Genomic DNA, 13,650 nt, shown 5'->3' on the forward strand with positions numbered 1-13,650 from the left:
CGCCCCTCCCCCAGCGGGGGAGGGGTTGGGGGGGGGGGCAAATCAACCGTGTGCATGCGGAACGCTGCGCTTCGCGCGGAATCCAACTATGCCCCGCTCCCACTGGCGCGGGAGAGGGGAGCTGCTAGGTCTGCGCGACTTCCCATTGTCATTGTGAGGGAGGGGTGGCTCCCAGCGCGGCTGGGAGCCGCCCGACCGAAGCAATCTCCCACTATCACGGAACGAACCGGCTCAGGCATGGCTGGACAGGGAACCCGGCCCTGAAGGGCCGGGCTATCCTTACGAAGCCCGCTACGCGGGCTGATGACCCCACCCCATCACCCCTCCCCCGCTGGGGGAGGGGTGATGGGGTGCGCAGCACGGGGGTTTACGGCATTGCACAGCGACCAACGGTTGTATGTGTTCAGATGTCTGTCCATCCCTCAACATTCCCCAGCGAGGATACGTATCCATCTAGCTAGGCAGGAGCCATTGGCAGCGCCGCCGCCACTAATGGTATGATAACAGGGGAATGTTACGTTTCGCCACCTTTCCTCATCATACTAAACGGTGGCATAGCAGCGAGCTGGCAGCGTATGACGACGACAACCGTACCCGCCACCCATCGCCTCCTCCGTGGATGGTGGATCGCGAAGCATCTGTTTGCGTTGGTGATTTTAGCAACATTGATCGTTTTGGGATTTTGGCAACTTGACCGGCTCGAACAGCGGCGGGCGGCGAATGCGACCCGGTTGGCGGCGTTGGCCCAGCCGGCGCTTCCGCTCACGCCTGCGACCGATCCAGCGACGGTGATCGGGCGGCGGGTGGTGGTAAGCGGGGTATTCCGCAACGAGGAGAGCGTAGTACTGCGCGGGAGGCGGTCGGATAGCGGGGTAGATGGCGTTCACTTACTGACGCCATTGCAGATCGAGGGCAGCGAGTACGCTGTGCTGGTTGATCGCGGTTGGCTGCCGTCAGCGCAGGGGGCGGCGACCGCTTACGCGGTGACGCGACCGGTGACGATTGAAGGGATTGCCCAAGCGCCGCAATTGCGCCCCGACAGCCCGCTGGCCGGGCGTGACCTGCCATTGCCGGGAGAGACGCGGATTAATGCGTGGTTGCGGGTTGATGTGCCAGCCATCCAACAGCAGGTTGGCGCGCCGCTGTTACCGTTGTTTATCGAGCAGTTGCCCGACGGCAGCACCAGCTTGCCGCGTCCGCCCGACCCGTACCGGCTCGATGAAGGCCCGCACTTGAACTATGCGCTGCAATGGTTCACTTTCGCCGGCATCATCGGCGTCGGTTATCTCTTGCTCTTGCGACAAGAAGTGCAGCGCAGATAAATGTTGACATTCTTCTTACATTTTGCCGACATCGTTTCAACACCTTTCTGGTACACTACACAACAGCAATAACCGATCGGTGCAAGGAGAGAACAAGCATGGCTACTGGAGTGAGCGCAACGACTGCCCAAAGCGCAGTGCTTGAAGTTACCGAGGCTACTTTTGAGCGCGAGGTGTTGCAGCGCTCGCAAACGACGCCAGTCGTGATCGACTTTTGGGCGCCATGGTGCGGGCCGTGCCGCGCGCTGGGGCCGACGCTCGAGCGGCTGGCGCGCGAAGCCGGCGGCACGTGGGTGCTGGCCAAGATTAATGTTGATGAAAACCCGCGCCTTGCCCAGATGTTCCGTGTACAGGGCATTCCGGCGGTCAAGGCGGTCTATCAAGGCAAGATTGTTGATGAGTTTACCGGCGCGCTGCCGGAGAGTCAGGTGCGGGCATGGCTGAAGCGGGTGGCGCCTGACCGCAACGCCGACCTATTGGCGATGGCGCAAGCGCTGGAGGCGACCAATCCGGCGGAGGCGATTGCGCGCTACCGCCTGATTCTGGGCCAAGACCCCAAGAACGAGACGGCGCTGTTCAATTTGGGCCGGTTGCTGGCGCTGCGCGGTGATCCGGAAGGGATTGTGACCCTGAAGCAAGTTCCGGCAAGCAGCTCGTTTAGCAGCCGGGCAACCGCTGGGTTGGCAATCGCCGATCTGGTGAATGCACCGGCTGAACCGGCGGAAGGCAGCGAGGGGTTGTACAGGCAAGCGGCAGCGGCGGTGCGCGCTGGCGATTACGCCACGGCGATCGAGCACCTCTTGACTATCGTTGGCCGGGATCGGGCGCTGCGCGATGATGGCGCGCGCAAGGCGTTGTTGGCGTTGCTCGCCCTGCTTGGCGACGAGAATCCGTTGGTAGGGCCGGCCCGCCGCCGGTTGGCGAATCTGCTCTTCTAATCTGCGGCGCAGAGACAGCGTGCCTGTCTCTGCTTCTTTATGTCTACTGTCATGATTGTTGTGCTAGCCGGCGGCGTCGGCGCCGCCCGGTTTCTCGAAGGTTTGGCTGCCGTTGCGCCACCCGAACGGATCGCCGCCGTTGTCAATACCGGCGATGATATAGTGCTGCACGGGTTGCACATCTCGCCCGATCTCGATATCGTCACCTGCACGCTAGCTGGGGTGATTGATACTGCGCAGGGGTGGGGCATTGCCGGCGACACCGACGAATGTATGCAGTGGCTAGGCCGGCTCGGTGCGCCAACGTGGTTCAAGCTTGGCGATCGCGATCTGGCCTTGCACATCTACCGCACTGCCCGCCTGCGCGATGGCGCAACCCTGTCGCAGGTCGCCGACGAGATCCGGCAGGCTTTAGGGGTAAAAATCAGTATTATGCCGATGAGCGATGAGCCGGCGCCGACCCACGTGCTGACCGATCACGGCGAACTGCACTTTGAAGCGTATTTTGTGCGCGAACGCTGCCGACCGGCGGTGCGCGGGGTGCGCCTACATGCCGCCGGGCCGGTGCAGCCGGCACCGCACTTGTTGCCGCTGCTCGCTAGCGCCGAAGCAATTATCATCGCGCCGAGTAACCCGGTGGTGAGCGTCGGGCCGATCCTTGCTATTCCCGGCGTGCGGGAAGCGATCGCCAACGCCAGCGCGCCGGTCGTTGCTATTAGCCCGATCGTCGGCGGCGCGGCGATTAAAGGGCCGGCAGTGCCGCTGATGCGGGCTGCGGGGATGGAACCGACCGCGTTGGGGGTCGCCAAGGCGTATGCCGATCTGATTGACGGAATTGTGATTGACACCGTCGATGCGGCGCTGGCGCCGGCCATTGCACAGCTCGGCATTCACCCGCTCGTGATCGATACGATTATGCGCGGCATGGCGGAAAAGATGGCGCTAGCGCGGGCAGCGTTAGAGCTCGCGTTTGCTTAATCTGCAAGCGATTGTTGCGGGGGAAAGAGGACACAGCTTCGCTGTGTGTTTACCCCCGCACAATGACAGAAAGCAGCGTCCGTGATCGGCATCGCCATCCCCATCAAACGGCTCCAGTTCGCCAAATCACGGCTGGCCGGCGACCTCGCCCCGGCAGCGCGGCAACGGCTCGTGCTCACATTAGCCCAGCACGTTATTAACGCTGCTAGGCAAGCAACCGGCAGATTCACCATACCGGCGCGTATCTGGCTGATCAGCGCCGATCCAGCCATCGCGGCGCTGGCGCAGGCCGGTGGCGTGGAATGGTTGCCCGACCGTTGCGAAGAATTGAACGCTGCCTTAACCGAGGGACGTAAACAGATCCAGAACGTCGGCGCGCAGACGATGATCGTGCTAGCCGGCGATCTACCCTTGGTGACGGCAGAGGATGTGGCGGCGCTCTACGATGCGCTGAGCGAAGCCGATCTCGCTCTTGCCCCCGATCAGCAGCAGCGCGGCACCAATGCGCTCGCCCTCCGGTTGCCATCGCCACTGCCCTTCCTCTTCGGCCTCGACAGCGCCAACCGGCACTTGGCGGCAGCAGCGCGCCTAGGCTTGCGCACGCGCCTGATTACGACGCCAAACCTCGCCTTCGACCTCGACGACAGCGAACGGCTGCGGCAATACTGCGCCGCCGAACGCCCTGCCTAAGCAACCCGGCTGGCGCTCAATCCGCCGCCGGCTGGGTGAGCGTCGCCCGGTAGCGACGTGCTGCCAGCAGACTATCGGCGGTATAGATAGCAAGCGCCGTCCAAATCACGCCAAAGCCGATCAATTGCGCGGTCGAAAATGGCTCGCCATAGACCACCACCCCCAGCAAGAGTTGCAAGGTCGGAGCCAGATATTGCAGAATGCCGATGGTGGTCAGCGGAATGCGCTGGGTAGCCGCGCCGAAGAAGAGCAGCGGCGCAGCGGTGACAACACCGGTGCTGAGCAGCAACAGCCACAAGCCGACATCGTGATGAATACCGCCATTGTTACCGGCCAGCCAGCCTAGCCAAAGCGCCGCCGGCCCAAACATCCAGAGCGTCTCGACGGTTAGGGCCTCAAACGAGCCGAGCGGAGTCTGTTTGCGCAAAAGACCATAAAAGCCAAACGACAGCGCCAACGCCAACGCAATCCATGGCAACGCGCGGGCGCTATAGGTAAGCCATACCACACCAGCGCCAGCAATGGCGATCGCCAGCCACTGCGCCGGACGCAACCGCTCGCGCAAGACGAGCACACCGAGGGCAATGCTGACCAGCGGATTAATGAAATAACCGAGGCTGGCTTCAACAACTCGATTCATCTGCACCGCCCAGACATAAATCCCCCAATTAGTGGCCAGCAAGGTCGCGCTGGCCAGATAGGTCAAACGCAACCGGCGCTGGCGGCGCATCACCTGCACCCATTGCCACTGCCGGCGCACCGCCAGCACAGCGAGCAAAAAGAGGAGCGACCAAATCATGCGGTGGGCGAGAATTTCGGTCGCAGTTGCGCCATTCAGCGCCTTCCAATAGACCGGCAACAACCCCCACAGCGTATAGGCGGCGACTGCTGCGCCAATGCCTTGTAATACAGTTTTGTTGGTCATACGAACCTTTTTACTACATTAAGTAATACGACAATACCCAACAATTACTTGCACCGGACACTCCTTTCATAGCAAAATGTTCAATATTCAGATAAATCTTTTTAAACCTCGCCCTCAATCGCGGCATCAGTCTCGCGACCGATCCCATTCCGGCGAGGATGCTCAATACTTCACCCAAAGCGCATAGATACATACTACCTTTCATCACAAACTATTTTGTTAAAACTTTGTTCATTTTAGGCGGCATGCTCAGCAAATCTGCCGTTTCGGTAATACTTCGGTTCATGTTTCGGTTATAATTCGGCTCAGTCGAAATACTACATTCTAGTCTTGGAGAGGAGCCATGACCTGCCCGATGCAGCGAGCAACACTCTCATTATTGCCCATTATCACTCTGCTCGTTATTTGGTCGCTTGTCATCAATCCAGTTTTCGCTGCCACCAGCACATGGATCGGTGGCAACGGCAACTGGAACGATCCTGCCAACTGGAGCGGCGGGATCGTGCCGCAGAGCCGGAATGACATTGCAGTGTTTCCCAATGCGCCATCACCACGCACTATCAACCTCAATAGCGGCGCGATCGAGATCGGCGAAGTCCGCTTCGACAGTGCTATGACTTATTGGCTGTTGGGCAGCGGCAGTCTGTATTTTCCGCCTGCCGGAGCCGGCACTATCCGCACGCTGAGAGGCAATCATATCATTGGTGCGTCGATTGACCTCCAAAAAGTCATTGCATTCGACACCGCGGCTGATAGCAGCCTCATCATCGCCAGCCCCAACAATCTGCTCCGCGGCAGCGGCGGCATTATCAAAACCGGCGAGGGTGAGCTTTACCTCCTCACGCCCAACGAACACAAAGGCACAACCACGATCAGCGGCGGCGCGATTTTTGTAGCCAACGATCAGGCGTTTGGCACATCAAAACTCAAGCTCTACAGCGGACGATTGATCGGCGCTGGCGGCGACCGGTTAATCGCCAACCAGATATCGGATCTCAACAACGACTTCACGTTCGACAGCGGCGCCTACCGGCTCAGCTTTAGCACGCCATTTGCCTTGCCCGACAACCGGGCAATTACGGTTGAAGGCGATGTCACCTTCGCCGGCGTGACCGATGCGACGAATAGCCGAGATCTGCGCAAAAACGGCAGCGGCAACTTGACAATCAATCTGTCAACCACAAACGCCAATATCGGCTCATTCGTGCGCAACCAGAGCAATGGCCGGCTCAACCTCTACGGGGCCGGCACGGTCGGCGCGATCGTCTACAACGCCGACTCCGGCGGCGGCGAGATCGGGATCGGCGACCGGCGCGATCTCGCGACCGGTAACGTGATTCGCGGACGCGGCGCGCTGAACGTTGCCGGCAATGGCGACGGCATTCGCCTGCACGGGCCGAATATTCGCCTCCACTTCGAGATTGGCCCCGGCGGAGATTCGCTTGTGCTGGTCAACAACACCAATAATCAAAACCGCAATGCCAATATCGACCTGAGCGGCCCCGGCAACCCAGCAGGAGCCGAATTGGCGCTATCGCTCGTGCCCGGCTACACGCCAATCCCCGGCCACACTTGGATCATTATCCAACACCGCAGCACCGGCAGCATTCGTGGCACCTTCCGCGACTTGCCCAACGGCGCGGTGATCGAGTTGGGTGGCCAGCCGTTCCAGATTGTCTATGAACCGAAGCAAGTCTATCTGATGTCGCTACCGCCGATAGCGATGGATATCCGTGGCGGCAACAACCAAAGCGCCCTGCTCAACACCGATTTTGCCCAGCCGTTGCGGGTTTGGGTCGGAGACGAGAACGGCAACCCGTTCACAGGGGTCTACGTGAGCTTCACTGCGCCGAACAGCGGGGCTAGCGCAACCTTCCCCGCGGGGAATGGCGGCGTGAGCGATCTGAATGGAATCGTGGAAATTCCGGTGCGGGCCAATAATGTGGCTGGTACGTACACTGTCACCGCCACGGCTGGCAACGTTAGCATTAATTTTACGTTGACCAACGTTGATCCAGCGCCGACGGCTACACCAGAGCCGACCGCCACCGCCACGGCCACCCCGGTGCCGACCGCCACGCCGACCGCTCCCGCCACGGCTACCCCGGTACCGACACCGGGTCAGGCGCCGCAGTTGGAGCTGAGCTTGCCGGCATCACTTGCAGTCGGCAGTAATGTGCAGCAGCAACTGAACGCCACCGGTGGCAACGGTAACTACACCTACCAAGTGAGCGGCCAACTCCCGCCGGGGATCACGCTGAGCGCTGATGGCCGGCTCGAAGGGCGCGCAACGCAAGTCGGCACGTACAGCTTTACCATCACCGTGACTGACAGCAATGGCCAAACCGCCAGCTTCAACTACGAGATCATCGTTGAGCCGGCGCGCGTCTTCGTACCGATTATTCTGAAAGTAGCGCCGTAACGTCCCTGCATCCGATGACCCCTGCCGAACAATGGCAGGGGTCATTTTTATTTTTTGGGTGATGGTGTACCCTCTTTACAAAATCGAACATTTGTACTATACGTGGATGCACGATCCGGTACGGCAACCAAGAAGAGCAGACGCATGATTGGGCGCAATCGAGTTCAAGCCATCACTGAAGCCATTACCCTCCAATACGCCAACGGCAAAAGCCTAGCCCGGCCAGTTGGCGGCAAACGATTCAGCCCCTACATCGGCTTCCACATTGAAGCCGGTCGCGATGACGAACTCGATGCGCGTTTCCGCGCGGCCCGGATCGAGCAGATCGAAATCAAGCACCAGCGGCAAGGCGGAGCTGAGATTGTGCGCCATTGGGCGCTTGGCGAGACGATCCGGTTTTACGTTGTCACCAGCGGCCCAGTGGCGCAAACGGTTGCCGGCAGCCTTAGCCGCAACGCCACCGCCACCGCCGCCGCTGGCATCGGCCTGCGTTGGAGCAGCAATGATCGCAGCCGTATGGCTGTACGTGGCTATCTCGATCTCCTCGTGCGGATGGACCTCCTCCGGCTGGTGCAACTGTCAGTTCGATCGCGGATGACCGATGTTTTGCTGTCCTCCTTGCTCGATCACGGGCGCGTATGCGAGGCCGCCGATGCGCTCATTGACCGCACCCGCCACTCTGAGATCGTTGCGTTTCATGAGCTGGCACTCTCGCTCGGTCCCGGTGATGAAGAGGAATGGGGCAAGGGCGAGACGACAACAGTGGTGCCATTCAAGAGTCGCCATCCCGTTCAGATTGATCGCGACTACATCGAGCGGATCTGGCGACCTGACGCTGTGCATCAAGCGGCTTTGCACGACTGGCCCGGCATTCAAGCATGGGCCAGTGAGTATGCCTTGTAGGCCGATGAACGCAGTACCAGCGAACGGAGCGACATAGTTGAGCCAGTTGGCAATTAACGGTCTTGCCACGCTGAAGCCCGCTACGCGGACTGAATAGCCACAAAAAGACACAAAAGGCACAACAATCATCAGATTGTTTGCATCGTTTGGGTATCTTTATGGCTATTCTGCTCGGTGGCCTGCATCTCCAGCCCCGCTCCCACTGGCGCGGGAGAGGGCGGACAGAACTTTTGATCCAGAACCCGGCCCTGAAGGGCCGGGCTATCCTTACGAAGCCCGCTGCGCGGGCTGCTGGCCCTCATAACGCGGGAAAGAAGTAGTAGAGATAAGAGAGGATACCCTCTCCCTTCCTTCGCTCCATTTCCAACCCGTTGCGTTCTTGGCGCAAGTACTCGCGCATCGGCACGTGCTTGACCATTCCCCGCAACAACTGCCTGTAATGGTGAGTCGTGCGGTGAATCCCTTGGGGGCAAGGCATGACCCTGCTTAGGCCATCATTGGCGCTAGGGGCGGAGAATTGCTTCAGATACGGCGAACTGCGCAATGACTATATTGCCATTGCGTGATGAGTTTTACCACTCGCAGTAATTTGTACATTTTGCACAAATTAAAACTCTTGCAATTGTACAAAATATCCAGTATGATGAAAGCGCAACCGGCAATGAAGCCGTCGCGACGAAGACAGTCTTGATAGATGAAAAAGGAGCACGACAATGCGCAACGGGAACTTTGAGCAGTACACGGTCGAAGAGGTGTTGCAGACGTTTGGCACCGAGGCGCGGTCATTTCTGCGCGAGCACCGGATTGATCGCGGCAATCTGCGCTTTGCTGATGCCTGCGCAGCCGCTAGCGTCAACCCTGACGAGTTCTTTGCTCAGCTCGATGCCAGCATGCGCCGCCGCGCAGCACGGGCCGCGAAGCAGAACGTCGAAGAGTACGCTTAATCTGATTACGTCTCTTGACCCCGATAGACCGGCGCGTAGTCGCGCCGGTCTTTGATTTCACCAAACCCGCCTGCGCTGGCGTTCGCCTTGTTCACAACACTTGCACCGGATCAATGTCGATGATCCAGCCGGGCAGCGGGCCGATCGCATCGAGCGCAACGTGAATAGCTTGAGTGGCGCTATCGGCAGGCACGCGCAATAACACGTGCCAACGCCAACGGTCGCGTTGGCGGCGAAAGAAGGCCGGGGCCGGACCGATCAAGCGCCAACCGGCCAGATCGCGCTCGCTGATGTAACGTTGGAGAACGGCGGCAAGGCGTTCGGCTTGCTTGCGGCAGGTTGTTTCACTAGAACTGCCGATCACAAACCGGATCAGCCGGCCAAAGGGCGGGTAGGCCAAGGCGCGGCGAAAGGCGATCTCTTCCCGGTAAAACGCCTGATAGTCGTGTTCACGCGCCGCTTGCAGCGCATAATGGTCAGGCTGGTAGGTCTGGATGATCACCTGCGCTCCCTCACTGCGCCGTCCGGCGCGCCCGGCCACTTGGGTCAAGAGCTGGAAGGTGCGTTCGCCGCTGCGAAAATCGGGCAGGTGCAGACCAGTATCAGCAAGGATCACGCCAACCAGCGCCACGAGGGGCAGATCAAGCCCTTTAGCGATCATCTGGGTGCCGACCACGACATCGATTTGGCGCGCTAATATGGCTTCCAGCAACTTGCCGTGCGCATCTTTGCCGGTGGCGCTATCGCGATCCCAACGGGCAACGCGGGCTTGCGGGAAAAGTTCACGTACCGCTTCAGCCACCCGCTGCGTGCCAGTTCCCAGAGCTCTGATCTTACGGCTGAGGCACTGGGGACAGATCACCGGCGCGACGGCCCGCTGACCGCACGAATGGCATATCAGCATATTCACCGGCGCGCCAGCTTCGCCCGATTCCTGATCGTAATGCACCGTTAGCGGCGCAGCGCAGCGATCACAGCGCGCGACATAGCCGCAATCACGGCAAAACACAAACGAGGCGGCGCCACGCCGGTTGAGGAAGAGCAACGCCTGCTGGCCGCGTGCGAGCGTCTGGGCCAATGCCTGTTGCAACGCGGTTGAAAAGATCGAGTTGTTGCCTTGTTGCAGCTCGCGCCGCATATCCACGATCCGCACCGGCGGCAACGGCAACGGACGGGTATGCACCAAACCATCGACGCCAATCTGGCCGCCGATCCGTTCAGGCAACTGGATCAGATGCAGACGCCCGGTGCGAGCCGCGTAAAAACTCTCGACGCTCGGCGTTGCGCTGCCGAGCACGACCGTAATGCCGTCTAATTCGGCTAATTGCAACGCGGCGTCACGAGCGTGGTAGCGCGGGGCCGAATCGCTCTTGTAGCTCGGCTCGTGCTCCTCATCAACGATCACTAATCCCAAGTCAGGCAAGGGCGCAAACAGCGCCGAGCGCGCGCCGATCGCTAAACGCGCTTCGCCACGGCGCAATCGCCGCCACGCATCGTAGCGTTCACCATCACTCAAACCGCTATGCAATACCGCCAATTGGCTGCCGAAGCGGGCGGCAAACCGGCGCACCAATTGCGCCGTGAGCGCAATTTCAGGCGCTAAGACCAGCGCCTGCCGGCCTAGGCGCAATGCGCGCGCAATCAAGCGCAAGTAGATTTCCGTCTTGCCGCTGCCGGTAATGCCGTGCAGCAAAAATCTGCCGCCGGCGCCGGCCTCAAGCGCCGGCACAATGGTCTCGTAAGCCTCACGTTGGGCCGCGGTCAATGGCGGCGGCGTATCAGGCGGCGGCGTAAGCGACGCCAGCGGATCACGGTAGACCTCACGCTCAACCAGCGCGATGAAACCGCGCCGTTCCAGCGCGCGCACCCCGGCTAAATCAAGGCCAGTAGCCTGTCGCAATGCCGCCAACGGTTGGGCCGCTCCCTGTTCGGCCAGCCAGCGCAACGCCGCGGCCTGCCGCGGAGCGCGGCGAAGATCGCTAAGCGCATTTTCCCAATCAAGGACGGCCAGTTGCACCACCTGCTCGCGCCGTGGACGCACCCGCGGCGGATCGATGCGCGTCCCGCGCGTAATCAGACCGCGTTCGGCCAATGCCCGATACGCCACGCGCAAATCGGCATCACTGCCGCGCAACGCCGCGCGCAGATCAAGCTCGCTCTGCTCGCCATACCGCCGGAGATAAAACAGGATCGCCCGCTCCCGTTCCGGCAACCCGCCCAACTCGTAGCGCAGGCCATCGGGAGTGGCCCGCCACGTGGTGACAGCCTGCTGAGCCGTACCCGGCGGCAAGCACAGATCGAGTACCGCGGCAAGAGAGGTATAATACGTTTGTGCAACCCAATGCGCCAAGGCAATCGCCAATGGTGGGATCGATAGTTCCGGATCAACCAGATCGATCAGATCGCGCAGCCCCTTGGCCGGACGTCGCTGTAAGCCGGCGATCACCCCTTGCACCTGTTGTTGGCGCAACGGCACCCACACCAGATGCCCAACGGCGATCAGGTCGTGGAGATGAACGGGCACGCGGTAAGAAAAGATACCGTCGTGCCGGCGCGCCGGCGCGCGAACGACCACATCAGCGACCAAAGCGATTGAGTCGGTACTAGCAGTCTCGGCCAAAGAGTCACCTCGCCAGATTGGCAATCCTACCACATAACCCGCGGAGCAGGCACGCTCCAGCCTCATGCATTGACAGCACCGCCATCACTTTATGATATACTATTCCTTCGGATCGCTGGAGGGTCTCGGGCTGGCAACGAGCCAGCTTCTCCCCTCCGTAAACACCAAAGAGAGGCACACTATGGCAAACGCCACCTTGGCAGCTCAGCTCCGCCACATCTTCGGCAAAAAGGTCAAGACTCTGCGCCGCGAAGGCATCTTGCCGGCCAACTTTTACGGCAAGGGAGTGGAAACGACCGCGATTCAGATCAACGAGCGCGACTTCGAGCAGATCTTCCGCACCGTACCGAAGGGTGAATCGTTCACGCTCGACATCGAGGGGACGGCGTACCCGGTGGTGATTTATGTCGTGCAACGCCACCCGGTCACACGCAAATTCCTCCACGTCGATTTCAAGCTGGCGTAAGCCGGTAAACGGGCCGGTACGCGGCATCATCCCGCGTACCGGCGCCCCTTCCACGTCACCCCGCGACCCAACTGCACGCGCACGATCCCATAACCGGCAATAAAGAGATACATCAGCAAGCCAACCGGCCACAGCAGCGCATAAAGTGGACTAAGCCGGTAAAATTGGCGGTACAGCGTTCCCCAGAATAGCAAGCCAGCCAGCCACGCCAGCAGGCTAGCGCCGGCAGCAGCATACCCAGCGACGCCACCGCTTAGCAGACCGCCAGCCATCAGTATGAGCGGCCCATAAGCTTGCGCCAACAGCAGGGCCATGCCAGTCAACGAACGCCAGCCGCCGCTGCGTGAACCGGCGGAAGCGTTCTTCATCAAGCCTTCCGCCACTTCAGCGGCATTAGTATACATCCGCACAGCCAGATACTCCATCCCAATCGCACCACGTACTGCAAAACCAGCGGCGCGCAAGGTCTGGCCAAGCCGCACATCTTCGAGCACCTCGCCGCGCACAGCGTTATGACCGCCGATCGCATCATACGCGGCGCGGCGGACAAAAATGCACTGGCCATTTGCGAGCACCTCATCAGGACGCACATCAGGTTGGGCTAGCCGCTCGAAGGGAAAAATCGACACAATGAGCGCAATGAATGGCGGTAACACCAAACGTTCGGCCCACGACCCCAATTCGAGAAAAGGGAAAATTGTCACCATATCGCCATGCGTGACCTGCGCATGGCAGAGCAAGGCTGCCGCCAGATCCGGGGCGGGCGCCGTATCAGCATCAAGAAAGAGCAACCATGCGCCGATCGCGGCATCGCTCGCTTGCTGGCAAGCGTTACACTTACCGACCCATCCCGGCGGCAACGGCCGGCCCGGCACCACCCGCAGCCGCGAGTCGGTTGCGGCCAGTTCGGCTAAAATCGCCGGCGTGCGATCGGTCGAACCATCATCAACCACAATCACCTCAAAGTGCGGATAACGCTGGGCCAGCGCCCCGCTCACGCAACGGCGAATTGCCCGCTCTTCGTTCCGCGCCGGGATGAGGATCGAGATAAAGGGCGGATCGGGCGGCAAACAAGACGGCGACAAACGCGGGATGCGGCGCATCCGCCGCCAATTCGCGCCAAAACTCGCGATCAGGGCGAGCGCGCAGACCATCCATAACAGCGCAAACCACATAGGCATCTCGCTCATGGCGGCAACCTCAGATAGTATAGCAGTTTCGTTCCATTGCGCATTGCTATAGCACAATGCGACGTGCAGCAGTCGGACTTCCGCACGTCAAACTCAATCCAAAAATTCGTCACCATGACTTATGGCAGCAGGGCGTTGAAAACATTTTACCGCATCAGGATACGGTAGAGCGGCGTGTTACGAGCCCGCTTGACAAAATCAGCGGCATTCGCTATACTACCCAGCGTTGCGAGGGCAACGGTCTCACCGACA

Annotated in this window: 11 protein-coding genes; 8 read left to right on the forward strand and 3 right to left on the reverse strand. The window is 60.4% G+C overall.

What is annotated here, in order from left to right; genetic code table 11:
* The first annotated feature begins 575 nt into the window (after window positions 1–575).
* The 4 genes from U9R81_RS18340 (at window position 576) to cofC (ending at window position 3,928) form a co-directional block, all read left to right on the forward strand.
* Complete coding sequence (locus U9R81_RS18340; protein ID WP_322496856.1) at window positions 576–1,322, forward strand: SURF1 family protein; 747 nt, start codon at window positions 576–578, stop codon at window positions 1,320–1,322.
* Between the two features lie 98 nt (window positions 1,323–1,420).
* The gene (locus U9R81_RS18345; RefSeq protein ID WP_322496857.1) at window positions 1,421–2,260 is read left to right on the forward strand and encodes a tetratricopeptide repeat protein; all 840 of its coding nucleotides are present in this window, start codon (window positions 1,421–1,423) and stop codon (window positions 2,258–2,260) included.
* 51 nt (window positions 2,261–2,311) lie between these two features.
* The gene (gene cofD, locus U9R81_RS18350) at window positions 2,312–3,238 is read left to right on the forward strand and encodes a 2-phospho-L-lactate transferase (protein WP_416180992.1); all 927 of its coding nucleotides are present in this window, start codon (window positions 2,312–2,314) and stop codon (window positions 3,236–3,238) included.
* Window positions 3,239–3,319: 81 nt separating this feature from the next.
* A complete protein-coding gene (gene cofC, locus U9R81_RS18355; RefSeq protein WP_322496859.1) occupies window positions 3,320–3,928 on the forward strand; it encodes a 2-phospho-L-lactate guanylyltransferase in 609 nt (202 codons plus the stop codon).
* A gap of 16 nt (window positions 3,929–3,944) precedes the next feature.
* Here cofC and rarD read toward each other — a convergent pair whose 3' ends face one another.
* Window positions 3,945–4,853, reverse strand: a complete 909-nt coding sequence (gene rarD, locus U9R81_RS18360; RefSeq protein ID WP_322496860.1) for an EamA family transporter RarD — start codon at window positions 4,851–4,853, stop codon at window positions 3,945–3,947.
* A gap of 355 nt (window positions 4,854–5,208) precedes the next feature.
* Between rarD and U9R81_RS18365 the strand changes: the two genes are divergently transcribed.
* The 3 genes from U9R81_RS18365 to U9R81_RS18375 all read left to right on the forward strand — a co-directional run bounded on the left by U9R81_RS18365 (window position 5,209) and on the right by U9R81_RS18375 (window position 9,122).
* Complete coding sequence (locus tag U9R81_RS18365; RefSeq protein ID WP_322496861.1) at window positions 5,209–7,275, forward strand: putative Ig domain-containing protein; 2,067 nt, start codon at window positions 5,209–5,211, stop codon at window positions 7,273–7,275.
* 144 nt (window positions 7,276–7,419) lie between these two features.
* Window positions 7,420–8,178, forward strand: a complete 759-nt coding sequence (locus U9R81_RS18370; protein ID WP_322496862.1) for a hypothetical protein — start codon at window positions 7,420–7,422, stop codon at window positions 8,176–8,178.
* A gap of 713 nt (window positions 8,179–8,891) precedes the next feature.
* Window positions 8,892–9,122, forward strand: coding sequence for a hypothetical protein (locus tag U9R81_RS18375; RefSeq protein ID WP_322496863.1), 231 nt, complete (start codon window positions 8,892–8,894; stop codon window positions 9,120–9,122).
* A gap of 91 nt (window positions 9,123–9,213) precedes the next feature.
* Here the strand turns inward: U9R81_RS18375 and priA are convergent, their stop codons facing one another.
* Window positions 9,214–11,742 (reverse strand): replication restart helicase PriA, encoded by a 2,529-nt coding sequence (priA, locus tag U9R81_RS18380; protein ID WP_322496864.1) that lies wholly within the window; start codon window positions 11,740–11,742, stop codon window positions 9,214–9,216.
* Window positions 11,743–11,923: 181 nt separating this feature from the next.
* Between priA and U9R81_RS18385 the strand changes: the two genes are divergently transcribed.
* Entirely contained in the window at window positions 11,924–12,208 is a 285-nt protein-coding gene (locus U9R81_RS18385) for a 50S ribosomal protein L25 (RefSeq protein ID WP_322496865.1), read from the forward strand.
* 26 nt (window positions 12,209–12,234) lie between these two features.
* Here the strand turns inward: U9R81_RS18385 and U9R81_RS18390 are convergent, their stop codons facing one another.
* Complete coding sequence (locus U9R81_RS18390; RefSeq protein WP_322496866.1) at window positions 12,235–13,398, reverse strand: glycosyltransferase family A protein; 1,164 nt, start codon at window positions 13,396–13,398, stop codon at window positions 12,235–12,237.
* Between the last annotated feature and the right edge of the window lie 252 nt (window positions 13,399–13,650).

The sequence above is a fragment of the Chloroflexus sp. genome, from assembly GCF_034435895.1.
GTDB lineage: Bacteria > Chloroflexota > Chloroflexia > Chloroflexales > Chloroflexaceae > Chloroflexus.

What these genes read in the sequence shown, in the direction of transcription:
- U9R81_RS18340 (WP_322496856.1), top strand. Translation starts at nt 576, where the DNA reads ATGACGACGACAACCGTACCCGCCACCCATCGCCTCCTCCGTGGATGG.
- U9R81_RS18345 (WP_322496857.1), top strand. Translation starts at nt 1,421, where the DNA reads ATGGCTACTGGAGTGAGCGCAACGACTGCCCAAAGCGCAGTGCTTGAA.
- cofD (WP_416180992.1), top strand. Translation starts at nt 2,312, where the DNA reads ATGATTGTTGTGCTAGCCGGCGGCGTCGGCGCCGCCCGGTTTCTCGAA.
- rarD (WP_322496860.1), bottom strand. Translation starts at nt 4,853, where the DNA reads ATGACCAACAAAACTGTATTACAAGGCATTGGCGCAGCAGTCGCCGCC.
- U9R81_RS18365 (WP_322496861.1), top strand. Translation starts at nt 5,209, where the DNA reads ATGCAGCGAGCAACACTCTCATTATTGCCCATTATCACTCTGCTCGTT.
- U9R81_RS18370 (WP_322496862.1), top strand. Translation starts at nt 7,420, where the DNA reads ATGATTGGGCGCAATCGAGTTCAAGCCATCACTGAAGCCATTACCCTC.
- U9R81_RS18375 (WP_322496863.1), top strand. Translation starts at nt 8,892, where the DNA reads ATGCGCAACGGGAACTTTGAGCAGTACACGGTCGAAGAGGTGTTGCAG.
- U9R81_RS18385 (WP_322496865.1), top strand. Translation starts at nt 11,924, where the DNA reads ATGGCAAACGCCACCTTGGCAGCTCAGCTCCGCCACATCTTCGGCAAA.
- U9R81_RS18390 (WP_322496866.1), bottom strand. Translation starts at nt 13,398, where the DNA reads ATGAGCGAGATGCCTATGTGGTTTGCGCTGTTATGGATGGTCTGCGCG.